The following is a 24,631-nucleotide window of genomic DNA, read 5'->3' as shown; positions in this document are numbered from 1 at the left end:
TTACAACCAGCGCGAGTCCGACCGCGACATCGTTTACGCGCCCGCAACACCGCGACACTGTCCGCGTAACAGAAACGACGGTTACTGCCAGTGAACGGACCCGACTGAGCGGTCCGCATCACTTCCAGGAGTAACTAACCAATGGACGTAGTGGACACTGGCACCACGGCATTCATGCTGTGTTGCATCATCGGGCTGACCCTCATGATCCCGGGCCTCGCGCTGTTCTACGGCGGCATGGTCTCGGTCAAGAGCTCGACCAACATGATGATGATGACCTTCGGCGCGGTCGCGGTCGTCGGCGTGCTGTGGGTGCTCTTCGGCTTCTCGATGGTCTTCGGCACCTCGTACGGCGGCTTCGTCGGAAGCTTCACCGAATTCGACGGCATGACCGACCTACTGGAGTCCCAGACCACCATCTCGGGTCTGCCGGTGAGCCTGTTCGCGATCTTCCAGGCGTTGTTCGCCGGGATCACCGTCGCGCTGATCTCCGGTGCGGTGGCCGACCGGATGAAGTTCGGTGCGTGGATGCTGTTCGCCACGGTGTGGGCCGTGCTGGTGTACTTCCCCGTCGCGCACTGGGTGTTCGCATTCGACGGAGTGGTCACCGAGAACTCGGTCGGCGGCTGGATCGCCAACAGCCTCAAGGCCATCGACTTCGCCGGTGGTACCGCGGTGCACATCAACGCAGGCGCCGCCGCGCTCGCCGTGGCGATCGTGCTCGGCAAGTCCGCGATGTTCGGTCAGCTGCGCAAGCCGCACAACGTCCCACTGACCCTGCTCGGCGCCGGCCTGCTGTGGGCCGGCTGGTATGCCTTCAACGGCGGTTCGGCGCTGGCCGCGGGTAATTCGGCGGCGATCGTCATGGTCACCACCTTCGTCGCGACCTGCGCCGCCACGCTCGCCTGGCTCGCCGTCGAGAAGATCAAGGACGGCCACGTCACCGGCGTCGGCGCGGCTTCGGGCGCCATCACCGGCCTGGTCGCCATCACCCCCGCGTGCGGTTCGGTCACCCCGGTCGGCGCGATCTTCGTCGGCGCCATCGCCGGCGCCATCTGCGTGTACGCCGTCGGCCTGAAGTCGAAGTTCGGCTACGACGACTCGCTCGACGTCGTCGGCGTCCACCTCGTCGGCGGGCTGATCGGCACGCTGCTGATCGGCTTCTTCGCCAGCGAGGGCATGCCCAACGCCACCAACGGCCTGTTCTACGGCGGCGGTGTGGACCAGCTGTGGAAGCAGGCGGTCGCCGCCTTCGCGGTGATGGGGTACTCCTTCGTCGTCGCGTTCGCGATCGCCTTCGCGCTCAAGAAGACGATGGGCATCCGCATCTCGCCCGAGGAGGAAGAGCAGGGCATCGACGCGAAGTTCCACCGCGAGTCGTCCTACGACATGGCACCTGTGTGATCTGACGCCGGCCGGCGCGGGCTCATCCCCGCACCGGCCGGCTTTCGCATGCCCGCCGAGTTTCCTATCGTGATACTTTGATTCTCAGCAAGAGACAGGACCGGTATGACCCCCGACCTCGCCACCCTCACCGAGCAGTCCGGCACGAAGTTCGTGCTCGCACTGTTCGTCGACCTGCGCGGAAAGCCGTGCGCGAAACTGGTGCCGGTCGAGGCGATCGACCTGCTCGCCACCGAGGGCGTCGGATTCGCGGGCTACGCCGTCGGCGCCATTGGCCAGGAACCCAAAGACCCCGACCTGATGGCGATCCCGGACCCGGCGTCGTTCACCCCCATCCCGTTCATCAAGGACGGGCTGGCCATCGTGCACTGCGACCCGCACGTCGAGGGCAAGCCGTGGCCCTACGCACCACGCGTCATCCTCAAGGCACTGATCCAGCAGGCCGCCGACGCCGGATTCGAGCCCTGGGTGGGTGCGGAGGTCGAATACTTCCTGCTGCACCGCAATCCCGACGGCAGCCTGTCCACCGCCGACGCCGCCGACACCGCCGCCCAGCCCTGCTACGACGCCCGCGGCGTCACCCGGATGTACGACCACCTCACCGCCATCTCGACGGCGATGAACGCGCTGGGCTGGTCGAACTACGCGAACGACCACGAGGACGGCAACGGCCAGTTCGAGCAGAACTTCCAGTTCGCCGAGGCGCTGACCACCGCCGACCGGGTGGTGACGCTGCGCTATCTGCTGTCGATGATCGCCGCCGAACGCGGCATGGTCGCCACCTTCATGCCCAAGCCGTTCGCCGACCGGACGGGCAGCGGCCTGCACCTGCACCTGTCGCTCACCAGCGGCGGCGACCCGGTGTTCCCGGCCGCCGAGGACCACCGCGGCCTCGGCCTGTCCGACACCGCGTACGGCTTCATCGGCGGGATCCTCGACCACGCCTGCGCACTGCAGGCCGTCATCGCGCCGACGGTCAACTCCTACAAGCGAACCGGTGCGACCTCGACGGCGTCCGGCGCATCGTGGGCGCCGCGGCGCGCCACCTACGGCGGCAACGACCGCACGCACTACATCCGGGTGCCCGACTCCCAGCGCATCGAACTGCGCGGCGGCGACGGGTCGGCCAACCCCTATCTCGCGATGGCCGCCGCGCTGGGCGCAGGCCTGGACGGCATCAAGCGCAGCACCGATCCCGGCGCGGTCGGCGCCGCCGGTGACGGCCGTGCCACCCTGCCTCCGACCCTGCTGCACGCCGTCGACGAACTGCAGTCCGACCCCGTGGTCTCCGGTGTGCTCAACGCCGCGGGCGACGGAGTGGCGGGCTACTTCGCCGACGTCAAACGCGAGGAGTTCTTCGCCTACCACGGCTCCGTGACGCCGTGGGAGATCGACCAGTACCTGACCGCCTTCTGATCCACGACCGACACACGACGAGGAGAACGAGACAGCGATGTGCGGAATCGTCGGGTTGCATCTGCGCAACCCAGCGCTGTACCCGCGGTTGGGCGAACTGCTCACCGGGATGCTGTGCGAGATGGCTGATCGCGGAAGCGATTCGGCCGGCGTGGCGGTGTACGGCGACCCGACCTGGACGCCGCCCGGCCGGTCCTGCGTCTCGCTGCTCGGCGTCGACGCCTCGGCCGACTCGGTGCGCTCGGCGCTGGGCCCGCAGGTGACGGTCACCGTGCTCGACGACACGTATCTGGTGTCCGGTGAGGCCGACGCGACCGCCCTGCTCACCACGGTGCGGGCGGCACTGCCCGACGCGTTGGTCGCGGGCTTCGGGGACGACCTCGCCGTGCTCAAGGGTGTCGGCCACCCCCGCACCCTCGCCGAGTCGTGGGGGCTGGCGGCGGCACAGGGCTGGCAGGGCGTCGGGCACACCAGGATGGCCACCGAGTCGGCCGTGACGCCCTCGGGTGCGCACCCCTACGCCGTCGGCCCCGACCAGTGCCTGGTGCACAACGGCTCCTTCGCCAACCACGCCACCATCAGGCGCGAACTCCGCGCCGCCGGAATCGAATTCGACAGCGAGAACGACACCGAGGTGGGCGCCCGGTTCGTGGCGGCGCAACTGGCCGCCGGCCGCAACATCGAGACCGCCCTGAAGGAACTGTGCGCCCGCTTCGACGGGTTCTACACGCTTCTGGTGTCCAACTCGGACTCGTTCGCCGTGGTGCGCGACGCCATCGCCTGCAAGCCGGCCGTCATCGCCGAGACCTCCGACTGGGTCGCGATGGCCAGCGAGTACCGCGCGCTGTCCGGCCTGCCCGGCGTCGGGCATGCCGCGATCTGGGAGCCCGAACCGGAGGTCGTCTACGCATGGCAGCGCTGATGCACTGGGACCTGAGGGAGACCGCGCTGCGGGAGGTCAACGCCGCGCTGCACGCGCCCGGCCTGGCCGGCGAGTTCGTCATCGACCATCCGGCGGGCGCGCACAACGTCGCCGTCGGTCTCGACGCACCGGTCCGGGTGACGGTCAACGGCCACGTCGGCTACTACGCGGCCGGGATGAACCAGCGCGCCGACGTCGTCATCGACGGCAACGCGGGCACCGGCGTCGCGGAGAACATGATGAGCGGCACCGTCTGGGTCAAGGGTGACGCGTCGCAGTCGGCGGGCGCCACCGCGCACGGCGGACTGCTCGTCATCGAGGGCAATGCCGCTGCGCGGTGCGGCATCTCGATGAAAGGGGTGGACATCGTGGTGGGTGGCGACATCGGCCACATGAGCGCATTCATGGCCCAGGCCGGCCGACTGGTGGTGCGCGGCAACGCAGGCGAGGCACTCGGCGACTCCATCTACGAGGCCCGCCTCTACGTCCGCGGCGACGTCGCATCATTGGGCGCGGACTGTGTCGCCAAGGAGATGCGCGCCGAGCACCACGAGGAACTCGGCGCGCTGCTGAAGGCGGCCGGATTCGAGGACGACGACACCTCCTCCTACACCCGCTACGGGTCCGCCCGCACCCTGTACCACTTCCACGTCGACAACGCAGCGAGCTACTGACATGACCCTTGACCCGGCACAGCGAGGCCTGCGCGAGTCGGCCACCTTCGACCGCGCCACCATCGCCGCGATCCAGCGGGCCGCCGATACCGGCGTCTACGACATCCGCGGCTGGGGCGCCAAACGCCCGCTCCCGCACTTCGACGACCTGTTGTTCCTCGGCGCGTCGATGTCGCGCTATCCGCTCGAGGGCTACCGCGAGCGATGCGACACCGACGTCGTGCTCGGCGACCGGCACGCCAAACACCCTCTGCACCTCAGCATTCCGGTGACCATCGCCGGTATGTCGTTCGGTGCGCTTTCAGGCCCGGCCAAGGAGGCGCTGGGCCGCGGCGCCAGCGAGGCCGGGACGTCGACCACCACCGGCGACGGCGGCATGACGCCCGAGGAGCGCGGCCAGAGCAAGCACCTGGTGTATCAGTACCTGCCGTCGCGCTACGGCATGAACCCCGACGACCTGCGCCGCGCGGACGCGATCGAGGTGGTGCTCGGCCAGGGCGCCAAACCGGGCGGTGGCGGAATGCTGCTGGGGCAGAAGATCTCCGAACGCGTCGCAGGCATGCGCACGCTGCCGCAGGGCATCGACCAGCGGTCGGCATGCAGGCACCCGGACTGGACCGGCCCCGACGACCTGACCATCAAGATCAACGAGCTGCGCGAGCTCACCGACTGGGAGAAGCCGATCTACGTCAAGGTCGGCGCCACCCGCACCTACTACGACGTCAAGCTCGCGGTGCACGCCGGCGCCGACGTGGTGGTGGTCGACGGCATGCAGGGCGGCACCGCCGCCACCCAGGAGGTGTTCATCGAGCACGTCGGCGTGCCGACCCTGGCCGCGCTCCCGCAAGCCGTGCAGGCGCTCACCGAGTTGGGCGTCCACAGGAAGGTGCAGCTCATCGTCTCCGGTGGCATCCGCACCGGCGCCGACGTGGCGAAGGCACTGGCGCTCGGCGCCGACGCGGTGGCGATCGGCACCGCCGCCCTGATCGCGCTCGGCGACAACCATCCGCGCTACGCCGCGGAATACGAGAAGCTGGGCAGCGCAGCGGGTTTCTTCGACGACTTCCAGGACGGCACCGATCCGGCGGGCATCAGCACGCAGGACCCGGTGCTGGCGGCACGGTTCGACCCCGTCGAGGGCGGCCGGCGATTGGCCAACTACCTGCGCGTGCTGACCATGGAGGCCCAGACGATCGCCCGGGCCTGCGGCAAGGCCCACGTCTGCCACCTGGAACCCGAGGACCTCGTGGCCGTCACCATCGAGGCCGCCGCGATGGCGCGGGTCCCGCTGGCCGGCACCAGCTGGATCCCCGGCACATGACGGACACCGCTGACGTCGTCATCGTCGGCGCCGGCATCGAGGGCGCCGCCGCGGCCTGGGCGCTGGCGCAGCGTGGCGTTACCGATGTCGTTGTCGCCGAACGCAACACGGTCGGTTCGGGGATGACCGGTAAGTCCAGCGGCATCGTGCGGTGCCACTACGGCGTCAGCTCGCTGGCCGCGATGGCCGCGGTCGGACTCGAGGTGTTCGAGAAGCCGCAGCAGTTCCTCGGCGATCACGCCGGCGACATCGGGTTCCGGCAGAGCGGCTACATCGTCGGCGTCGGTGAACAGAACGTCGACGCGATGCGCGCCAGCCTGGCCGCCCAGCGTGCCGTCGGAGTGCAGACCGAAGAGATCGACACCGCCGAGGTGGCCCGGATGTGGCCGTACGCCGACCTGACGCCGTTCGCGGCGTTCGGCTGGGAGCCGCGCGGCGGGTACGGCGACGCCTACCAGACCGCGCAGGCATTCGCGGTCTCCGCCCGCGCCGCCGGGGTCCGGATCCGGCAGGGCACACCCGTGGTGGACCTGCTCGTCGACGGCGACCGGATCACCGGCGTCCGCACGGCCGACGGCACCGAGATCCACGCGCCGTCGGTGGTGGTGGCCACCGGCGCGTGGACGCGCCCGTTCCTGGCGCCGTACGGGATCGACGTGCCGATCCGCGTGGTGCGCGAGCAGATCGTGCTGATCTCACCGGGAGTGCCGACGGCAGGCCTGCCGGTGTTCTCCGACCTGGTGTCGCTGCAGTACATCCGCCCCGAGACCGGTGGCGACGTGCTGTTCGGCAACAGCGACCTCGCCGACCCCACCGAGGCTGATCCCGACCGGTATCTCAACCGGGCCACCGACGACTTCGTCGACGTCACGGTCGAGAAGGTCGGGACCCGCTTTCCCGGCTTCACCTCAGCGGCGATCACCGGCAGCTACGCCGGCTGCTACGACGTCACGCCGGACTGGAACCCGGTGATCTCCGCGACCGGGGTGTCCGGACTGTTCGTCGCCGCGGGTTTCAGCGGACACGGCTTCAAGATCGCGCCGGCGGTGGGCCGCCTGGTGGCCGACCTGGTGATCGACGGGCGCAGCGCCGACGCGCGCATCCCCGAGTCGGACTTCCGGTTGTCGCGGTTCGACGAGGGCGACCTGCTGAAGACGCCGTACCCGTACGTCGGCGCCGGCGAGATGCGCTAGACAGAAACCCGTGAGCCCCGCTGACGACGACGTTCCGCTGCTGCGGAACAAGGCAGGCACCGCGCGCGACCGCGACCCCCAGGACTCGGTCGAAGAGGTCGAGTTCGAGGCGGCGATCGGGCGCAATGTGCGCCAACTGCGGTTGCAGCACGGCCTCACCGTCGCCGACATGGCGGCCCGCGTCGGCATCTCCAAGGCGATGCTGAGCAAGATCGAGAACGCCCAGACCTCCTGCAGCCTGTCGACACTGGCGCTGCTGGCCAAAGGCTTCGACGTACCGGTCACCAGCCTGTTCCGCGGCGCCGACGTGGAACGGCCCGCGGCCTTCGTCAGGGCGGGCACCGGCGCGCACATCGTGCGCAACGGCACCAAGGAGGGCCACGACTACGAGCTGCTCGGGTCGCTGCGCGGTGAGCACAAACGGCTGGAATGCCTGCACGTGACGCTGTCGGAGAAGAGCCGGACCTACCCGCTGTTCCAGCACCCGGGCACCGAGTTCATCTACATGCTCGAAGGCGTCATGGACTACAGCCACAGCAGGTCGGTGTACCGGATGCAGCCGGGAGACTCGCTGCAGATCGACGGCGAGGGGGCGCACGGCCCGGTCGACCTGGTCGAGCTGCCGATCCGCTTCCTGTCGGTCATCGCGTTCCCCGACTCTCAGGTGTAGCCCTGCGAAAAGGGCGATGTTTGGCCGTCCGGCAACCCGGGAGTAATGTGGCCCCCGTGCAGCGGGTGCTCCTTCTCGGACGCCGCGACGGGGTCTGACCAGACCGGCTTCCTGTCGCGGGTGTTTCGCGATGCGCCGGTCGAGTCCCCTTTCACACTCCCGGAGCCGATCACATGACCACCCCAGATTCCGCCGACGCATTCGCCTCGGTACGCACCATCCGCACCCCCGCCGGTGAGCCACATCCCGGCCAACCCGCCTGGAACACCCAGCGCGGGTCATCGATGCCGGTCACCCGGTACCGCAGCTTCGCCGACGAGGTGGAGCCCGTCACGGTGCCCGACCGCACCTGGCCCGACAAGGTCGTCACCACCGCGCCCATGTGGTGCGCGGTCGACCTGCGCGACGGCAACCAGGCGCTGATCGACCCGATGAGCCCGGCCCGCAAACGCCGCATGTTCGAGCTGCTGGTGCGGATGGGCTACAAGGAGATCGAGGTCGGCTTCCCGTCGGCCAGCCAGACCGACTTCGACTTCGTCCGCGAGATCATCGAGCAGGGCGCGGTGCCCGACGACGTCACCATCCAGGTGCTGACGCAGTGCCGGCCCGAGCTGATCGCGCGCACGTTCGAGGCGTGCGCGGGCGCCCCGCGGGCGATCGTGCACTTCTACAACTCGACGTCGATCCTGCAGCGCCGCGTGGTGTTTCGGGCCGACCGCGAGGCCGTCAAGAAGATCGCCACCGACGGCGCGCGGATGTGCGTCGAGGAGGCCGCGAAGTACCCCGGCACCCAGTGGCGGTTCGAGTACAGCCCGGAGTCCTACACCGGCACCGAGCTCGAGTACGCCAAGGACGTCTGTGACGCCGTCGCCGACATCATCGCGCCCACCCCCGAGGCGCCGCTGATCGTCAACCTGCCCGCCACCGTTGAGATGGCCACCCCCAACGTGTACGCGGACTCGATCGAGTGGATGAGCCGCAACCTGGCCCGCCGCGACTCGATCATCCTGAGCCTGCACCCGCACAACGACCGCGGAACAGCCGTCGCCGCAGCCGAACTGGGCTATCAGGCCGGCGCCGACCGCATCGAGGGCTGCCTGTTCGGCAACGGCGAGCGGACCGGCAACGTGTGCCTGGTGACGCTGGGGCTCAACCTGTTCAGCCGCGGTGTCGACCCGCAGATCGACTTCTCCAACATCGACGAGGTCCGGCGCACCGTCGAGTACTGCAACCAGCTGCCCGTCCACGAACGCCACCCCTACGGCGGCGATCTGGTCTACACCGCGTTCTCCGGCAGCCACCAGGACGCGATCAACAAGGGCCTGGATGCGATGAAGGTCTCGGCGGACGAGCAGGACGCCGATGTCGACGACATCCTCTGGCAGGTGCCGTATCTGCCGATCGATCCCAAGGACGTCGGCCGCACCTACGAGGCCGTGATCCGGGTGAACTCGCAGTCCGGCAAGGGCGGCGTCGCCTACATCATGAAGGCCGACCGCGGCCTGGTGCTGCCGCGCCGGCTGCAGATCGAATTCAGCCAGGCGATCCAGAAGATCACCGACGGCGAGGGCGGCGAGGTGTCGCCCAAGGAGATGTGGGACGTCTTCTCCGAGGAGTACCTGGCACCGATCCGGCCGCTGGAGCGCATCCGCCAGCGGGTGGAAGCGTCCGAGGTCGACGGCGGCACCGACACCATGGTCGCGGTGGTGAAGGTCGACGGCGAGGAGCGCGAGATCGTCGGCGCGGGCAACGGTCCGCTCGCCGCGTTCGTCGACGCACTGGGCGCCATCGGCTTCGACGTGTCCGTGCTGGACTACTCCGAGCACGCCCTGTCGGCGGGCGAGGAGGCCCAGGCCGCCGCATACGTCGAGGCGTCGATCGGTGGCAGGACGGTGTGGGGCGTCGGGATCGCGACGTCCATCACCACCGCGTCGCTGCGAGCCGTGGTGTCGGCCGTCAACCGGGCGGCACGCTAGCCGAGGACCGCGCGCAGGATCCGGTCGATCAGTCCGCCCGGATCCTGGGCGCCGGGCTGCTCGGCGGTGAAGGTCATGTGGCTGAACGCGAGACCGTTGAGCAGTCGCGCGAGTTCTCCCACCTGTTCGGCGGACGGATGTTGTCCCGCCGCATCGAGGATGAGGCCCGCGGATTTCAGCGCGGCGGCCTGGATGTCGGCGAGCGCCCGCTGCAGTTCCGGGCGACGGGTGCCCTCGAGGAACAGTTCGAACCGGGCGACGTTCACCCGCCGGGCATGCTCGTCGGGGTCGGTGACCATCCGGGTGAGCAGTGCCGGGACGCCGTCGGGACTCTCCTGCCGGCCGACCAGCGTCTGCAACATGGCCACCCGCTGCCAGTGCGCGTCGGCCACGTGCGCCGTCACCGCCTCGAGCAGTGCGAGCCTGGTCCGGAAGTAGTTCGAGGTGGTGCCCGCCGGGACGCCGCTGCGTGTGTCGACCTGCCGATGCGTCAGACCCCCGACGCCCGTGTCGGCCAGGATGGCGATCGCGGCGTCGAGGATCTGAGTCCGTCGCTCGGGGTTGGCGGGCATCAGTTCCTGACACGCAGACGCCAGAACATGGTCAGCATCGCGGCGTAGAAGGGGAACAGCAGGTAGCTGAACCACACCGGGAAGAACGCCAGGTAGAAGCCGACGTCGTTCCTGACGGCACCGACGTAGACGTGCAGCGGCACGCTCAGCACGATATAGACCAGCGCCCAGGTGAAGAACGCCTTGTGCGCCCGGTTGGCGAATTCGACCCGGCGCCACACCAGGACGCCGGTCACCGCGGCACAGGTCATCGGGACGAGCAGCGCCATGTCGGTCGTTCTGGTCAGGACGTACTGCAGCGTCAGCTCGTCGCCGAACACCACCCGGAACAGGTGCAGTACGACGCCCATCCCGATGGTCAGTATGGCCGCCTCCCGGTAGAAGTAGCCGTGCCTGCGGAAGGCGTCGAGAAGCGTCGGTTTGTGTACTACATGTGTAGTGGTCATACCTGCGAGGCTACCACTACACTTGTAGTGCTGTAAACGGGTCAGGCCTGGAGACGGGTGGCGCGGTACCGGGTCACCTGCCCGAACAGCCGGAGCCGGTGGGTGCCCATCTCGTCGACGTCGAAGCCGGCTGTGCTCAGCAAGTCAGGGATGGTGTGGCCGTGGCCGTGCGTGTGGCCGTGGGCGTGGCCGTCGATGTCGACGACGTGGAGGCTGCCGCCGGGCCGCAGCACGCGGAATGCCTCGGCGGCCGCCTGCGTCTTGGTGTCCTCGTCGAGATGGTGCAGCATCATCGACGACAGCACCCGGTCGAAGCTGCCGTCGGGGTACGGCAGCCGCTGCGCGTACGCCCGTTCGAAGCGAATTCCGGTCAGGCTTTTGGCCTTTCGTCGGGCCCGGTCGAGGGCACGGGGGTCGGGATCCGATCCGGTGAACTGCGCGCCGGGATGTGAGCGCTTCGCGCTGACGGCCACGTTGCCGGTGCCACAGCCGATCTCGAGGACCTGCTGGTCGTCGGCGAGCCCGGCCTGCTCGATCAGCGCGCGGTAGGCCGGCTGCATGCCGAGCACCCGGGCGAGCAGGTCGTACCCCGGCAGGAATGCGTCGCGTCCGGCGGCGGGTAGGTAGTCGATTGACCGATCTTTCGTCATGGAACCATCGTTATCCCCGGCCGCTCAGCGGTGTTGCTCGATCATCGATGAAACTTGGATTATCTTCGTCTTCGTGCCGTCGCGCCTGATCCGTCACCGCGACGGCGTGCCCGTGTACGCCTATGCGGCGGCCGACAGCACTCCGCCGCTGTCGGTGGTCCGCATCACCGACGACGACATGGTCGAGCGCGGCAGGCACATCCACGACTTCCCGGTGCTCTGGTACGTCCCTGCCACCGGCGCCCTCTATGTCGTGGCGGCCGGCGCCGCCATCGATCCGCTGCAGGTGCACCGCGACGGTGACGGCGTCGGGATCTTCTTCGACGCATCGGCGCTCGGTGAGGACGCCGGCTCGCCCTGGCCGACCTGGCGGTCACATCCCCTGCTGTTCCCGTTCCTGCACGGCCAGCGCGGCGGGATCATGCGATTACACGTCCCCGCCGCTCGCAGGCCGCGCTGGGACGCCGCCATCGCGTCGATCGAATCCGAGCTGAACGTCAGGCAGCCCGGATACCGGCAGGCGGCGCTGGCCGAGTTGACCCTGCTGCTGATCGACGTCGCCCGCCTGGCCGACGACGTGGTCGGCGACCTGCGGCGCAGCGGCGAGCCACTGCTGGCCGACGTGTTCGCGGTGATCGAGCGGCACATCGGCGAGCCGCTGTCGCTGCGTGACGTGGCGCGCGAGCTGAATCTGACCGCCGGGCACCTCACCACGGTCGTGCGCCGCCGCACCGGGCGCACCGTGCAGGACTGGATCCTCGACCGCCGGATGACCGAGGCGCGCACGCTGCTCGCGGGCACAAAGCTGCCGGTGCAGGAGGTCGGCCGCAGGGTCGGGATGGCGGACGCGGCCTACTTCAGCAGGGCGTTCCGCCGGGTGCACGGGGCCTCGCCACGGGAGTGGCGCAGCCGCAACGCCGCGGCGTGATCAGAATAGAGCGAACTGCTCGCCGGTCGGCGTGGCGGCGGCGAACTCCTCGATGCCGGTGCCGCCGACCACCGCGTCGAGGCAGCGCATGAACTCGGTGTCGGTGACGAGTGGGACGCCGAGGTCGCGGGCGTGGTAGCCCTTGCCCTGTTCGGGTTCGGCCTCGTTGCAGATCACCAGAGAGGTTTCCAGGTCGACGGCCTCGGAGTAGGACAGGCCGGCGTGCACGATCCGTTCGATCAGTTCCTCATGGGTGCGCTTCACCTCGGCCGACAGTCCGACCCGCATGCCCTGCACCAGCGGCCGGCCGGCGACGAACCGGCCCGGGTTGGCGTACGGGCACGGCAGCCGCGACGCGAGCATCTTCAGCGGCCGCAGCTCGTCGTGGGTGACCTGGCCGTTGGGCCAGCGCCGCCGGGTGGCCGGGCGCACCGGCAGCCATGCCCGCCGCTCGCGGGCCCGCGCCAGGGTCGGCTTGAGGATCTGGGCCAGCACCTGCGCGTCGTCGAGGGCGTCATGCGGCCGCAGCTGCGGCACACCCCAGTGCGCGGCCAGCGTCTCCAGGCGCAGGTTCTCGGTGCCGAGTTCGAGCCGGCGGGCCAGCTCGACGGTGCACATCACGGTGTCCACCGGCAGCTCGGCGCCGACGAGCTCGGCCTCCGCGGACAGGAACGAGTAGTCGAAGGCGACGTTGTGCGCGACCAGCGTGCGGCCCGCGAGGACGGCGCGCACGTCGTCGACCACGTCACCGAAGCTCGGCTGTCCCTCGAGCATCTCGGCGGTGAGGCCGTGCACGTGTGTGGGGCCGGGGTCGACGCCCGGGTTCAGCAGTGTCGCGACGCTGCGCTCGACGTTGCCGTCGTCCCCGACCGCGAGGGCGGCGATGCTGACGATGCGGGCCTGCCCGGGCTGGAATCCCGAGGTCTCCACGTCGACGACGGCCCAGCCTGATCCGTCCTCCACCGCGGGCCGGCCCCAGGTTTGACTCACCTGGTCAGGATGGCACGGGGGTCGGACATCCCTCGCCCGGCGGCTCAGCGTGTCGGACACCTAAAATGCCGGGGATGGTCACCACTCGCGGACGAATGGCGCTCGGCGCGGGATCGGCGGCGCGCTGGGCGTCGCGGGTCACCGGTCGCGGCGCGGGGGCGATGATCGGCGGCCTGGTCGCGATGACCCTGGACCGCTCGATCCTGCGCCAGCTCGGGCAGGCCAGGCGCAGCGTCGTCATCACCGGCACCAACGGCAAGTCGACCACCACCCGGATGACCGCCGCAGCCCTCGGCACGCTCGGCCCGGTGGCGACCAACGCCGAGGGCGCCAACATGGACGCCGGACTGGTCGCGGCGTTGGCCGCGGCCCGGGACGCCACGCTCGCCGCGCTCGAGGTCGACGAGATGCACGTGCCGCACGTGGCCGACGCGGTGGATCCGGCGGTGATCGTGCTGCTGAACCTGTCGCGTGACCAGCTCGACCGGGTCGGCGAGATCAACCACATCGAGCGGACGCTGCGCGCCGGGCTGGCCCGGCACCCGTCCACGGTGGTGGTGGCCAACTGCGACGACGTGCTGATGACGTCGGCGGCCTACGACTGCCCGAACGTGGTGTGGGTGGCCGCGGGCGGCAGCTGGACTAACGACTCGGTGTCGTGCCCGCGCTCCGGCGAGGTCATCGTCCGCGACGGCGCCCACTGGTACTCGACGGGCACCGATTTCAAGCGGCCGGAGCCGCAGTGGTGGTTCGACGACACGCACATTCACGGACCCGACGGGCTCACGCTGCCGATGTCGCTGGCCCTGCCGGGAATGGTCAACCGTGGCAACGCCGTTCACGCGGTGGCTGCGGCGGTCGCACTGGGCGCCGATCCCGCGGCAGCGGTGGCGGCGGCGTCGCAGGTCGACGAGGTGGCGGGCCGCTATCGCACGGTGCGCCTGGGCGAGCACACCGCACGCGTGCTGCTGGCCAAGAACCCGGCCGGCTGGCAGGAGGCGCTGTCGATGGTCGACAAACACGGTGCGGGCGTGGTGATCTCGGTCAACGGCCAGGTGCCCGACGGCGAGGACCTGTCGTGGCTGTGGGACGTGCGCTTCGAGCACTTCGAGGACACCCAGGTGGTGGCCGCCGGTGAACGTGGCACCGATCTGGCGGTGCGGCTGGGCTATGCGGGGGTCGGCCACACCCTGGTGCACGACACCGTCAAGGCGATTGCCTCGTGCCCGCCGGGGCACGTCGAGGTGATCGCGAACTACACGGCCTTCCTGCAACTCAACCGCGTGCTGGCGCGCCTGCCCGAGGATGCCCGTGCCTGAGTCGACCGTGCGGATCGGGCTGGTGCTGCCCGACGTGATGGGCACCTACGGCGACGGCGGCAACGCCGTGGTGTTGCGAGAACGGTTGCGGCGCAGGGGTATCGATGCCGAGGTCGTCGAGGTCACCCTGGCCGACCCGGTACCCGCACAGCTGGACCTCTACACGCTCGGCGGCGCCGAGGACTACGCGCAGCGGTTGGCCACCCGGCACCTGATCCGCCATCCCGGCCTGCAGCAGGCGGCGGCACGCGGGGCGCCGGTGCTGGCGATCTGCGCGGCCATCCAGGTGCTCGGTCACTGGTACGAGACGTCGTCGGGCGAGCGGGTGGACGGCGTCGGCATGCTCGACGTCACCACCTCGCCGCAGCAGGCCCGCACGATCGGCGAGGTGGTGTCCCAGCCGCTGCTGCCCGGCTTGTCGCAGCGGTTGACGGGGTTCGAGAACCACCGCGGCGGAACGGTTCTCGGTGCCGAGGCGCAGCCGCTGGCCCGCGTCGAGAAGGGTGCGGGCAACCGCGACGGCGACGGCTTCGACGGGGCGGTGCAGGGCAGCGTGGTCGCCACCTACCTGCACGGGCCCTGCCTGGCCCGCAACCCCGAACTCGCCGACCTGTTGCTCTCCCGCGTGGTCGGCGACCTGCCGCCGCTGCCGCTCGACGAGGTCGAGCAGTTGCGGCGCGAACGCCTGGCCGCGCCGCGCCGCGCCTAGGCCGCGCGCGTCTCGACGAAGAAGCCGCGCCGCGCCAGCGCATCCTCGGCGGCCGCCAACCAGTCGACGGGCCTGTTCTCGTTCGCGACCGGCACCACGGCCCAGCCCAGAGCGTGCAGCATCCGCAGCTGCGCGACGTCGGCGCCGCAGTCCACCGCGACCTTGCACTCGGGCCAGCCCATGTCGAGGAACGCCATCGGTTCGCCGTTCTCCACCACGGCGATCTGCGTCTCCGGCGGGGGGAAACCCGCGTCGATCAGCCATAGCCGGACCCTGCTCTCGCGCGGCATCGCCGCGCCCCCGTCGACGAGCGGGAGCAGTGCGCGCAGCCGCCGCACCCCCTGCGCCCGGGGGTACCGGCCGGCCAGCGCGTCGACCTCCGGGACGGGATACGGCTCGCTCCACATCAGCGCATCGAGCCGGGCGAGCGCCTCACGGCGGTCGATGTGCCGCCCGATGTCGAACGCCGTGCGCACCCGGGTGGTGACCGGTAACCCGGCGAGCAGGGTCACCTCGTCGTCGGCGTAGCGCTCGGCGAGCGGCACCAGCCCCGGCTGCGCCTGACACGTCGCGCCGAGCAGTTCGATCGGCGCGTCGGCGTCCAGCCATGCGGCGCCGTGCAGCGCCGCGGCGGCCGTGCCCGCCACCACGCCCTTGCGACGGGAGGCCAGCCAGGCCGCGACCGCACGGTCACGCAGCGTCAGTGTCGCGTCCCGCGACACGTACACGCCGCGGTGGACGGTGCGATAGCGGGTGCGCAGCGACTGCCGGGTGGCGTGGCCGGCGGCCAGCGCCTCACCGCCGAGGAAGATCTCCGTCATGGCGCCCATGGTGCCCGGGGGCACCGACAAGTCAGGCCATCGCGCGGCGGCCGGTCAGCGCCCGGCCCAGGGTGAGCTCGTCGGCGAACTCGAGGTCGCCGCCCATCGGCAGCCCGGACGCGATGCGGGTGACCGTCAGCCCGGGGATGTCCCGCAGCATCCGCACCAGGTATGTGGCGGTCGCCTCGCCCTCGGTGTTCGGGTCGGTGGCGATGATCACCTCGGCGACGTCGACGCCGTCGACCCGCTCGCCGATGCGGTTGAGCAGTTCGCGGATCCGCAGTTGCTCGGGTCCGACGCCCGACAGTGGGTCGAGCGCGCCGCCCAGCACGTGATAGCGGCCGCGGAACTCACGGGTGCGTTCGACGGCCTGGACGTCCTTGGGTTCCTCGACGACGCAGACCAGCGACGCGTCGCGGCGCGGGTCGTTGCAGATGCGGCAGCGGTCGTCGTCGGAGACGTTGCCGCACACCGCGCAGAACTTCACGCCGTCGCGCACCCGGTTCAGCACCGCGGTCAGCCGGTCGATGTCGGGCGGTTCGACCGACAACAGGTGGAAGGCGATGCGCTGCGCACTCTTCGGCCCGATACCGGGCAGCTTGCCCAGCTCGTCGATCAGATCCTGGACCGGGCCCTCGAACAAGCTAGAGCCCCGGGATCCCCAGGTTGCCCATCCCGCCCGCGAGCGGCCCGAGCCGGTCGTGGGCCAGGATGGTGACCTGCTTGGCGGCGTCGCCGATGGCGCCCACCACGAGGTCCTGCAGCGTCTCGACATCGTCGGGGTCGACGACCTTGGGGTCGATCGCCACCGAGATCACCTCGCCGCTGCCCTTCATGGTGACCTGCACGAGGCCGCCGCCGGCCTGGCCCTGCACCTCGGCGTTGGCCAGCGCCTCCTGGGCCTCCATCAGCTGCTGCTGAACCTGCTGCGCCTGCGCGAGTAGCGCCGACATGTCGGGCTGGCCACCGGGTTGCATCTCTGGTCCCCTCTGCTGAGTCGGGTGCGTCGGCTTGATCGCGGGCAGGTCTCGACTTGGTTGCTCTCGCCCGGAAGAGGCGGTTTGGACTTCAAGCCTAGTCGGCATGGCGGCTACGGTGGCGCCCGTGCCTGCCACCCTGCGTGTCGGCCTTCGGACGGGCCTGAGATCGGGCGCCGCCCTCGCCGTCACCCTGCTGATCGCCGCGTCCGTCCTCGCCGCACCCGCCTCCGCCGTGCCCGCCAACATCGCCGGCATGATCGTCTTCCTCGATCCCGGCCACAACGGCTCCAACGACGGCTCGATCAGCCGTCAGGTTCCGACCGGCCGCGGCGGCACCAAGGACTGCCAGGCCAGCGGCACGTCGACCGAGGACGGCTACGCCGAGCACTCGTTCACCTGGGAGGTCACCCTGCGGGTCCGCCAGGCGCTCAGCGCGCTGGGCGTGCGGACGGCGATGTCACGCGGCGACGACACCGGCCTCGGCCCGTGCGTCGACGAACGCGCCGCGATGGCCAACGCGCTCAAACCGAACGCGATCGTGTCGATCCACGTCGACGGCGGGCCGCCCACCGGACGCGGTTTCCACGTGCTGTACTCGTCGCCGCCGCTGAACGCGGCTCAGTCCGGGCCGGCGGTGCAGTTCGCCCAGGTGATGCGCGACCAGCTGGCCGGTTCTGGCATTCCGCCGTCCACCTACATCGGCAGCGGCGGACTGAACCCGCGCTCCGACATCGCCGGGCTCAACCTGGCGCAGTACCCGTCCATCCTGGTCGAGCTGGGCAACATGAAGAACCCGGCCGACTCCGCGCTGATGAAGAGCCCAGAGGGCCGGCAGAAGTACGCCGACGCCGTCGTGCGGGGTGTCGCCGGCTTCCTGGGCGCCCAGCGGGTCGCCTAGGCGCGCTCAGACGCCCGTCTCGACCTGCTTCTTCAGGTTCTCCAGCACCTCGGCCTGGATTTTCTTCAGCCCGAGCGGTGCGAACGTCTTCTCGAAGAATCCCTTGACGCCGCCTGCGCCGGTCCACGAGGTCTTCACCGTGACCGACGACCCGGGGCCCGCGGGGGCGACGGTCCAGTTGGTCACCAGCGTCGAGTTGGCGTCCTTCTCGATGACGGTGTGACCGGCCACGTCGACGGCGGCCTTGACCTCGCGCACCCGCGACTTGGTGGCCTGCAACTTCCAGGTCACGACGGTGCCCGCGCCCTGCCCGCCCTCGAGCACCCGGTAGGCGCTGTAGTGGTCGGAGAGGATTTTGGGGCGCACGTTCTGGTAGTCGGCGACCGCACGAAGCACTGCCGCCTGGTCGGCGTTGATCAAGATCGTGCTCGACGCGCTGACCTGTCCCATCGGTGAAATCTCCTCGTCGTGTGAAAGAACGGCGGGTCGCCCCGGCCCGGCGCGGTCGCATCGACTGCGGCCGCGGTCTAGCGTATATGCGTGTCTGTTGCCCCAAACGACGCACAGGCCGCCCACGCTGCCGGTGTAGAGCGTCTTCTCGCCAGTTACCGAGCCATCCCGCCGTCGGCCACCGTCCGGCTGGCCAAGCCCACGTCGAACCTCTTCCGCAAGCGCGCCGAGAGCACCGCCAAGGGTCTCGACACGTCGGGCCTCACCGGTGTCATCGCCGTCGACCCCGACCGCCGCACCGCGGACGTGGCAGGCATGTGCACGTACGAGAACCTGGTCGCCGCCACGCTGCCGTACGGGCTGTCGCCGCTGGTGGTGCCGCAACTCAAGACCATCACCCTCGGTGGCGCGGTGACGGGGCTCGGCATCGAGTCGGCGTCGTTCCGCAACGGCCTGCCGCACGAGTCGGTGCTCGAGATGGACATCCTGACCGGCACCGGCGAGGTGCTGACCGCGACGCCCGACCAGCACGGCGACCTGTTCCGGACGTTCCCCAACTCCTACGGCACGCTGGGTTACACGGTCCGGCTGAAGATCGAGCTCGAACCGGTCAAGCCGTTCGTCGCACTGCGCCATCTGCGCTTCGACTCGCTCGACGACCTCGTCGCGGCGATGGACCGCATCGTCGAGACCGGCGCGCTGGACGGCGACCCCGTCGACTACCTCGACGGCGTGGTGTTCAGCGCCGACGAGGGTTATCTGTGCGTCGGCGTGCGGACCGGCACCCCCGGACCGGTCAGTGACTACACCGGCCAGGACATCTACTACCGCTCGATCCAGCACCCGGCCGGTGAGAAGCACGACCGGCTGACCATCCACGACTACCTGTGGCGGTGGGACACCGACTGGTTCTGGTGTTCGCGCGCATTCGGCGCGCAGAATCCGCGTGTCCGCAGGCTGTGGCCGCGACTGTTCCGGCGCAGCAGCTTCTACTGGAAGCTGATCGGCTACGATCAGCGCTTCGACATCGCCGACCGCATCGAGAAGCGCAACGGCAGGCCGCCCCGCGAGCGGGTGGTGCAGGACATCGAGGTGCCGATCGGTCGCACCGCCGAGTTCCTGCGGTGGTTCCTCGACAACGTCCCGATCGAGCCGGTGTGGCTGTGCCCGCTGCGGCTGCGTGACGAGGGAGGATGGCCGCTCTATCCGATCCAGGCGCACCACACCTACGTAAATGTCGGTTTCTGGTCCTCGGTGCCCGTCGGGCCCGAGGATGGGTACACCAACAGACTCATCGAACGGAAAGTGAGCGAACTCGACGGGCACAAGTCCCTGTACTCCGACGCCTACTACACGCCTGAGGAGTTCGACGACCTCTACGGCGGCGAAACGTACAAAACGGTCAAGAAGACCTACGACCCGGATTCACGTCTACTGGATCTGTATGCGAAGGCGGTGGAAAGACGATGACCACATTCAAGAATCAGGCACCCGAGCGGAAGCTCACGCTGGCCGAGGTGCTGGAGATCTTCGCGGCGGGACATCTGCCGCTGAAGTTCAGCGCCTACGACGGCAGTGTGGCCGGACCGTCGGACGCCGCGCTCGGGCTGGATCTCAAGACACCGCGCGGCACGACGTACCTGGCGACGGCGCCGGGAGATCTTGGCCTCGCCCGCGCTTACATCGCCGGCGACCTCGACATGCTCGGTGTGCACCCGGGTGACCCGTACGACCTGCTCAAGGCGCTGGCCGAGAAGATGGACTTCAAGCGGCCGCCCGCGCGGGTGCTGGCCCAGATCGTCCGCTCGATCGGCATCGAACACCTCAAGCCGATCTCCCCGCCGCCGCAGGAGGCGCTGCCGCGCTGGCGGCGGATCGCGGAGGGGCTGCGGCACAGCAAGCACCGCGACGCCGAGGCCATCCACCACCACTACGACGTCTCCAACACCTTCTACGAGTGGGTGCTCGGGCCGTCGATGACCTACACGTGCGCCTGCTACACCGACGCCGACACGTCGCTGGAGGAGGCACAGGACAACAAGTACCGGCTGGTGTTCGAGAAGCTGGGGCTGCGCGAGGGCGACCGGCTGCTCGACGTCGGCTGCGGCTGGGGCGGCATGGTGCGCTATGCGGCCCGCCACGGCGTGAAGACCATCGGGGTGACGCTGTCCAAGGAACAGGCCACCTGGGCGCAGAAGGCGATCGCCGAAGAGGGCCTGACCGACCTGGCCGAGGTCCGGCACGGGGACTACCGCGACGTCCGGGAGAGCGGCTTCGACGCGGTGTCGTCGATCGGGCTGACCGAGCACATCGGGGTGCAGAACTACCCGGCGTACTTCCGCTTCCTGCAGACGAAGTTGCGGACCGGGGGCCTGCTGCTCAACCACTGCATCACCCGGCCCGACAACCGCAGCGGCGCGACCGCGGGCGGGTTCATCGACCGCTACGTGTTCCCCGACGGCGAGCTCACCGGCTCGGGCCGCATCATCACCGAGGCCCAGGACGTCGGGCTGGAGGTGGTGCACGAGGAGAACCTGCGGCACCACTACGCGCTCACCCTGCGCGACTGGTGCCGCAACCTGGTGGAGCACTGGGACGAGGCGGTCGCGGAGGTCGGACTCGGGACGGCCAAGGTGTGGGGGCTGTACATGGCCGGCTCACGGCTGGGCTTCGAGACCAATGTCGTTCAGCTGCACCAGGTGCTCGCGGTGAAGCTCGACAACGCCGGTGGCGACGGCGGGCTGCCGCTGCGCCCGTGGTGGAGCGCGTAGGGGCTCGGCTTCACGCCCCGTCGATGCGGCGGGCGCCCAGCTCGCTCTGCAGCAGTTCCAGGGCGGCCTCTTCGGGGTCGCGACGCGGCCCGGCTTCTTCGTGCACCGCCTCGGACAGCATGTCGTCCTCTTCGCGCTGCGCCGCCTTGACCGGATCGGTCGCGGCGATCTGACCCGACGCGGACACGGCCGCGGGAGCCTCCGACGGCGCCCCCACCTCGCATCGGATCTTCCAGTCCACCCCCAGCGCATCCTTGAGCGCGTCGCGGATGACGTCGGAATTGCGTTGCTCGACAAGCCGTTTCGCCAGCGGGGCCGACTCGTGGGTGAGCACCAGGGTGTCCTTCTCGATGGTCCGCACGATGGCGCCGGCCAGCATCACGTCGATGGTGCGGCTGCGCTGGCGGACCTTCTCCCGGACGGTCGGCCACATCGACCGGACCGCGGCGGCGTTCGGTTCGCCGGGCACCGCCACCGGCGGCGCCTCGACCACCGGGTCAGCGGGCGGCCGCAGCGGCGGGGGTGACGCGGGCGGAGCCTCCGGCGGGGGCTTGGGCAACGACACCGGCTCGGGCTTGGGCTCGGGCTTGGGCTTGGGCTCCGGCTCGGGCACCGGCGTGGGCGCGGGGGTCGGCGCGGGCGCGGGCGCGGGTGTGGCCGCGGGCGGCGCCGCACTCCTGCGGGCGAACTGTCGCGACGGCGCCGGGGCCGCGGCACTCGCCGCTGCGGGTGCCGCCTCCCCCGCCGGGATCGACATGTCCAGCCGCATCTCAATGCGCTCCACCCGCTGCAGCAGCGCCGACTCGGTGTCGCTCGCCGACGGCAGCAGCAGCCGCGCGCACACCACCTCGAGCAGCAGCCGGGGCGCCGTCGCACCGCGCATCTCACCGAGGCCGGCGTGCACCACCTCGGCGAACCGGGTCAGCGTCGCGGTGCCCAGCCGTTCGGCCTGCTCCCGCATGCGCTCCAGCACGTCGCCGGGCGCGTCGACCACCCCGCGGGCGGCGGCGTCGGGCACCGCCTGCAGCACGATCAGGTCGCGGAAGCGTTCCAGCAGGTCGGTGGCGAACCGGCGCGGGTCGTGGCCGGCGTCGATCACGGCCTCGACGGCGCCGAACAGCGCGGCGGCGTCACCGGCGGCCAGCGCGTCGACGGCGTCGTCGATGAGCGCGACGTCGGTGGCGCCGAGCAGCGCGAGCGCCCGGGCGTACTGCACGTGGTTGCCCTCGGCCCCGGCGAGCAACTGGTCGAGCACCGACAGCGTGTCGCGCGGTGAACCGCCGCCGGCGCGGATGACCAGCGGATAGACCACATCGTCGACCTGCACGCCCTCCTGGCCGCAGATCCGTTCGAGCAGCGTCCGCATCGTCTTCGGGGCGAGCAGCCGGAAGGGATAGTGGTGCGTCCGCGAGCGGATGGTGGGCAGCACCTTCTCCGGTTCGGTGGTCGCGAACACGAAGATCAGGTGGTCCGGTGGCTCCTCGACGATCTTGAGCAGCGCGTTGAAGCCCGCGGTGGTGACCATGTGCGCTTCGTCGACGATGAAGATGCGATACCGGGAGTGCGCCGGGGCGTAGAAGGCACGGTCACGCAGTTCGCGGGTGTCGTCCACGCCGCCGTGGCTGGCCGCGTCGAGCTCCACCACGTCGACGCTGCCGGGTCCGTTGGGCGCCAGCGCCACACACGAGTCGCACACGCCGCACGGGGTGGGCGTCGGCCCCTGCACGCAGTTCAGCGAGCGGGCCAGGATGCGCGCCGAGGAGGTCTTGCCGCAGCCGCGCGGACCCGAGAACAGGTAGGCGTGGTTGATGCGGCCCGCGGACAGCGCGGTCGACAGGGGTTCGGTGACGTGCTCCTGACCCACCACCTCCGCGAAGGTCGCCGGTCGGTACTTGCGGTAGAGCGCCACGCTCAGCAGGCTACCGACGCGGTGTGACGACTGTGCACGCTAGGTTGCGAGCATCGACTCGGTCGCCGCGAGCAGCGCACAGGTGGCCAGGCCGTCGATCGCCTCACGCAGATCCGGCAGCGCCGGAAACGTCGGCGCGATGCGAATGTTCTTGTCGTCGGGATCTTTTCGATACGGGAACGACGCGCCCGCCTCGGTGACGGCGATGCCCGCGTCCTTGGCGAGCGCGACCGTGCGGCGTGCGGTGCCCGGCCAGACGTCGAGGCTGACGAAGTAGCCGCCCTTGGGATCGGTCCAGGACGCGATCTTCGATTCGCCGAGGCGACCCTCGAGGATTTCGGCGACCAGGGCGAACTTCGGCGCCAGCAACTCCTGGTGGCGCTGCATCTGCAGCCGGACGCCGTCGGCGTCGCCGAAGAACCGCAGGTGCCGCAGCTGGTTGACCTTGTCGGGACCGATCGACTTCTTGCCCGCGTACTGCAGGTACCAGGCGATGTTGCCCAGCGAGCCGCCGAAGAAGCTGACCCCGGCGCCGGCGAAGGTGATCTTCGACGTCGAGGCGAACACCAGCGGCCGGTTCTGATTGCCCGCCGCGGCAGCCAGCCCCAGCACGTCGACCTGCCGCAGGAAGTCGCGGGTGAGCGTGTGCACCGCGTAGGCGTTGTCCCAGAACAACCGGAAATCGCTTGCCGCCGTGCGCATCTGAACGAGCCGGCGGACGGTCTCCCAGGAGTACGTGACACCGGTGGGGTTGGCGAACACCGGCACGCACCACATGCCCTTGATCGCCGGGTCGGCGGCGACGAGCTCCTCGATGAGGTCGACGTCGGGGCCGTCCTCACGCATCGGCACGGTGATCATCTCGATGCCCAGGCTCTCGGTGATCGCGAAGTGCCGGTCATAGCCCGGTGCGGGGCAGAGAAATTTGACCTGCGGCTCGTCCTTCCAGGGCCGCGGCGAGTCGACGCCGCCGTGCAGCAGTGAGAACACCACCGCGTCGTGCATGAATTCGAGGCTGGCGTTGTTGCCCGCGATCAGGTTGGGCACCGGAATCCCGAGCAGTTCGCCGAAGATGGCGCGCAGCTCGGGCAACCCGTGCAGGCCGCCGTAGTTGCGGGTGTCGGTGCCGTCCCCGTCGCGGTAGTCCCCGGCGGGCAGGCTCAACAACTCGTTGGACAGGTCGAGCTGGGCCGGAGACGGCTTGCCGCGGGTGAGGTCCAGGTGCAGCTTCTTGGCCTGCAGCTCGGCGTAGTTGCGCTGCTGCAGGTCGTGCTGGGCGGCCAGTTCGTCGCGGCCGAGGGACTGGAACGACACCGCGAGCCTTTCACCGACATCGAGCGAGAACCAAGGGGACCCCGCGCACCCGCCAGAGCCCGTTGACCCTTGCTGCCTTCCGGCCCTGGGGGAGTTCACAGGATGGACGCCGCGCGGGGTCCGACCTGAGTGTAATACCCGCGCCGGAACCGGAGCACCAGCCCGGTCGGCTACCATGGCCCGCGGAGGATTCGCCTAGTGGCCTATGGCGCTCGCCTGGAACGCGGGTTGGGTTAACAGCCCTCAGGGGTTCAAATCCCCTATCCTCCGCACTCGGTCCCGGGGTGTGACCGGCACA

24 protein-coding genes, 1 tRNA gene and 1 other RNA gene are annotated in these 24,631 nt (G+C 70.0%); 15 read left to right on the top strand and 11 right to left on the bottom strand.

The genetic code is table 11. The annotated features are described in order from the left end of the window. Window positions 1-150 precede the first annotated feature (150 nt). From ACPCHZ_RS06075 to leuA, 8 genes are all read left to right on the top strand, one after another. On the top strand, window positions 151-1,404 hold the full coding sequence (locus ACPCHZ_RS06075; protein WP_364983173.1) for an ammonium transporter: 1,254 nt from the start codon (window positions 151-153) through the stop codon (window positions 1,402-1,404). 105 nt (window positions 1,405-1,509) lie between these two features. Beyond that, window positions 1,510-2,820, top strand: a complete 1,311-nt coding sequence (gene glnT, locus ACPCHZ_RS06070; RefSeq protein ID WP_423483940.1) for a type III glutamate--ammonia ligase — start codon at window positions 1,510-1,512, stop codon at window positions 2,818-2,820. A gap of 37 nt (window positions 2,821-2,857) precedes the next feature. Then, window positions 2,858-3,742, top strand: coding sequence for a glutamine amidotransferase (locus ACPCHZ_RS06065; protein WP_423483939.1), 885 nt, complete (start codon window positions 2,858-2,860; stop codon window positions 3,740-3,742). Further along, entirely contained in the window at window positions 3,730-4,416 is a 687-nt protein-coding gene (locus tag ACPCHZ_RS06060; RefSeq protein WP_423483938.1) for a protein glxC, read from the top strand. Before ACPCHZ_RS06065 ends, ACPCHZ_RS06060 begins: the two co-directional genes overlap by 13 nt. Before the next feature lies 1 nt (window position 4,417). Next, entirely contained in the window at window positions 4,418-5,737 is a 1,320-nt protein-coding gene (locus ACPCHZ_RS06055; protein ID WP_423483937.1) for an FMN-binding glutamate synthase family protein, read from the top strand. After that, window positions 5,734-6,930: an NAD(P)/FAD-dependent oxidoreductase gene (locus ACPCHZ_RS06050; protein ID WP_423483936.1), complete on the top strand. Its 1,197-nt coding sequence runs from the start codon at window positions 5,734-5,736 to the stop codon at window positions 6,928-6,930. Before ACPCHZ_RS06055 ends, ACPCHZ_RS06050 begins: the two co-directional genes overlap by 4 nt. A gap of 10 nt (window positions 6,931-6,940) precedes the next feature. Then, window positions 6,941-7,600 carry a helix-turn-helix domain-containing protein gene (locus ACPCHZ_RS06045; RefSeq protein WP_423483935.1) on the top strand — a complete coding sequence of 220 codons (660 nt, stop codon included), beginning with the start codon at window positions 6,941-6,943 and terminating at the stop codon, window positions 7,598-7,600. Between the two features lie 173 nt (window positions 7,601-7,773). Continuing rightward, a complete protein-coding gene (gene leuA / locus ACPCHZ_RS06040) occupies window positions 7,774-9,576 on the top strand; it encodes a 2-isopropylmalate synthase (protein ID WP_423483934.1) in 1,803 nt (600 codons plus the stop codon). Here the strand turns inward: leuA and ACPCHZ_RS06035 are convergent. From ACPCHZ_RS06035 to ACPCHZ_RS06025, 3 genes are read right to left on the bottom strand one after another with little or no spacing between them, the layout of a single operon-like run. Then, window positions 9,573-10,148, bottom strand: a complete 576-nt coding sequence (locus ACPCHZ_RS06035) for a TetR/AcrR family transcriptional regulator (RefSeq protein WP_423483933.1) — start codon at window positions 10,146-10,148, stop codon at window positions 9,573-9,575. The genes leuA and ACPCHZ_RS06035 overlap by 4 nt on opposite strands. Next, window positions 10,148-10,594, bottom strand: coding sequence for a hypothetical protein (locus ACPCHZ_RS06030; RefSeq protein WP_423483932.1), 447 nt, complete (start codon window positions 10,592-10,594; stop codon window positions 10,148-10,150). The genes ACPCHZ_RS06035 and ACPCHZ_RS06030 overlap by 1 nt, the downstream gene beginning before the upstream one ends. 41 nt (window positions 10,595-10,635) lie before the next feature. After that, window positions 10,636-11,244 carry a class I SAM-dependent methyltransferase gene (locus ACPCHZ_RS06025; protein ID WP_423483931.1) on the bottom strand — a complete coding sequence of 203 codons (609 nt, stop codon included), beginning with the start codon at window positions 11,242-11,244 and terminating at the stop codon, window positions 10,636-10,638. Window positions 11,245-11,317: 73 nt separating this feature from the next. On the opposite strand from ACPCHZ_RS06025, the gene ACPCHZ_RS06020 reads away from it, so the two are divergent. Further along, window positions 11,318-12,172: a helix-turn-helix transcriptional regulator gene (locus ACPCHZ_RS06020; protein WP_423483930.1), complete on the top strand. Its 855-nt coding sequence runs from the start codon at window positions 11,318-11,320 to the stop codon at window positions 12,170-12,172. Here the strand turns inward: ACPCHZ_RS06020 and ACPCHZ_RS06015 are convergent, their stop codons facing one another. Then, complete coding sequence (locus tag ACPCHZ_RS06015) at window positions 12,173-13,162, bottom strand: DEDDh family exonuclease (protein WP_423483929.1); 990 nt, start codon at window positions 13,160-13,162, stop codon at window positions 12,173-12,175. A 74-nt stretch (window positions 13,163-13,236) separates the two neighbouring features. Here ACPCHZ_RS06015 and ACPCHZ_RS06010 point away from each other — a divergent pair, with 74 nt between their 5' ends. Then, window positions 13,237-14,481 (top strand): MurT ligase domain-containing protein, encoded by a 1,245-nt coding sequence (locus ACPCHZ_RS06010; protein ID WP_423483928.1) that lies wholly within the window; start codon window positions 13,237-13,239, stop codon window positions 14,479-14,481. Further along, on the top strand, window positions 14,474-15,190 hold the full coding sequence (locus ACPCHZ_RS06005) for a type 1 glutamine amidotransferase (RefSeq protein ID WP_423483927.1): 717 nt from the start codon (window positions 14,474-14,476) through the stop codon (window positions 15,188-15,190). The genes ACPCHZ_RS06010 and ACPCHZ_RS06005 overlap by 8 nt, the downstream gene beginning before the upstream one ends. Here the strand turns inward: ACPCHZ_RS06005 and ACPCHZ_RS06000 are convergent. From ACPCHZ_RS06000 to ACPCHZ_RS05990, 3 genes are read right to left on the bottom strand one after another with little or no spacing between them, the layout of a single operon-like run. Next, entirely contained in the window at window positions 15,187-16,011 is an 825-nt protein-coding gene (locus ACPCHZ_RS06000) for a hypothetical protein (RefSeq protein ID WP_423483926.1), read from the bottom strand. The two genes, ACPCHZ_RS06005 and ACPCHZ_RS06000, sit on opposite strands and share 4 nt — an antisense overlap. 31 nt (window positions 16,012-16,042) lie before the next feature. Beyond that, window positions 16,043-16,654, bottom strand: coding sequence for a recombination mediator RecR (gene recR / locus ACPCHZ_RS05995; RefSeq protein WP_264011008.1), 612 nt, complete (start codon window positions 16,652-16,654; stop codon window positions 16,043-16,045). 1 nt (window position 16,655) lies between these two features. Further along, the gene (locus tag ACPCHZ_RS05990; protein WP_364983018.1) at window positions 16,656-16,988 is read right to left on the bottom strand and encodes a YbaB/EbfC family nucleoid-associated protein; all 333 of its coding nucleotides are present in this window, start codon (window positions 16,986-16,988) and stop codon (window positions 16,656-16,658) included. A gap of 106 nt (window positions 16,989-17,094) precedes the next feature. Here ACPCHZ_RS05990 and ACPCHZ_RS05985 point away from each other — a divergent pair, with 106 nt between their 5' ends. After that, window positions 17,095-17,889, top strand: a complete 795-nt coding sequence (locus tag ACPCHZ_RS05985; protein ID WP_423483925.1) for an Rv3717 family N-acetylmuramoyl-L-alanine amidase — start codon at window positions 17,095-17,097, stop codon at window positions 17,887-17,889. A 6-nt stretch (window positions 17,890-17,895) separates the two neighbouring features. On the opposite strand, the gene ACPCHZ_RS05980 is transcribed toward ACPCHZ_RS05985, so the two are convergent. Continuing rightward, on the bottom strand, window positions 17,896-18,339 hold the full coding sequence (locus ACPCHZ_RS05980) for an SRPBCC family protein (protein WP_364983012.1): 444 nt from the start codon (window positions 18,337-18,339) through the stop codon (window positions 17,896-17,898). A 90-nt stretch (window positions 18,340-18,429) separates the two neighbouring features. Here ACPCHZ_RS05980 and ACPCHZ_RS05975 point away from each other — a divergent pair, with 90 nt between their 5' ends. Continuing rightward, window positions 18,430-19,809, top strand: a complete 1,380-nt coding sequence (locus ACPCHZ_RS05975; protein WP_423483924.1) for an FAD-binding oxidoreductase — start codon at window positions 18,430-18,432, stop codon at window positions 19,807-19,809. Then, complete coding sequence (locus tag ACPCHZ_RS05970; RefSeq protein WP_364983006.1) at window positions 19,806-21,110, top strand: class I SAM-dependent methyltransferase; 1,305 nt, start codon at window positions 19,806-19,808, stop codon at window positions 21,108-21,110. The genes ACPCHZ_RS05975 and ACPCHZ_RS05970 overlap by 4 nt, the downstream gene beginning before the upstream one ends. A gap of 10 nt (window positions 21,111-21,120) precedes the next feature. On the opposite strand, the gene ACPCHZ_RS05965 is transcribed toward ACPCHZ_RS05970, so the two are convergent. From ACPCHZ_RS05965 to ffs, 3 genes are all read right to left on the bottom strand, one after another. Continuing rightward, window positions 21,121-23,019, bottom strand: coding sequence for a DNA polymerase III subunits gamma/tau (locus ACPCHZ_RS05965; RefSeq protein WP_423483923.1), 1,899 nt, complete (start codon window positions 23,017-23,019; stop codon window positions 21,121-21,123). Between the two features lie 39 nt (window positions 23,020-23,058). Further along, window positions 23,059-24,333: an aminotransferase class I/II-fold pyridoxal phosphate-dependent enzyme gene (locus ACPCHZ_RS05960; RefSeq protein WP_423483922.1), complete on the bottom strand. Its 1,275-nt coding sequence runs from the start codon at window positions 24,331-24,333 to the stop codon at window positions 23,059-23,061. 29 nt (window positions 24,334-24,362) lie between these two features. Next, window positions 24,363-24,459: signal recognition particle sRNA small type (gene ffs, locus ACPCHZ_RS05955), an RNA gene on the bottom strand. A gap of 58 nt (window positions 24,460-24,517) precedes the next feature. On the opposite strand from ffs, the gene ACPCHZ_RS05950 reads away from it, so the two are divergent. Beyond that, a tRNA-Ser gene (locus tag ACPCHZ_RS05950) sits at window positions 24,518-24,603 on the top strand. Window positions 24,604-24,631: the final 28 nt, after the last annotated feature.

Source organism: Mycobacterium sp. NPDC050041 (assembly GCF_049541695.1).
Taxonomy (GTDB): domain Bacteria; phylum Actinomycetota; class Actinomycetes; order Mycobacteriales; family Mycobacteriaceae; genus Mycobacterium.
Note: the sequence above shows the minus strand (reverse complement) of the source record. Positions and strands in the feature narration are given on the sequence as shown.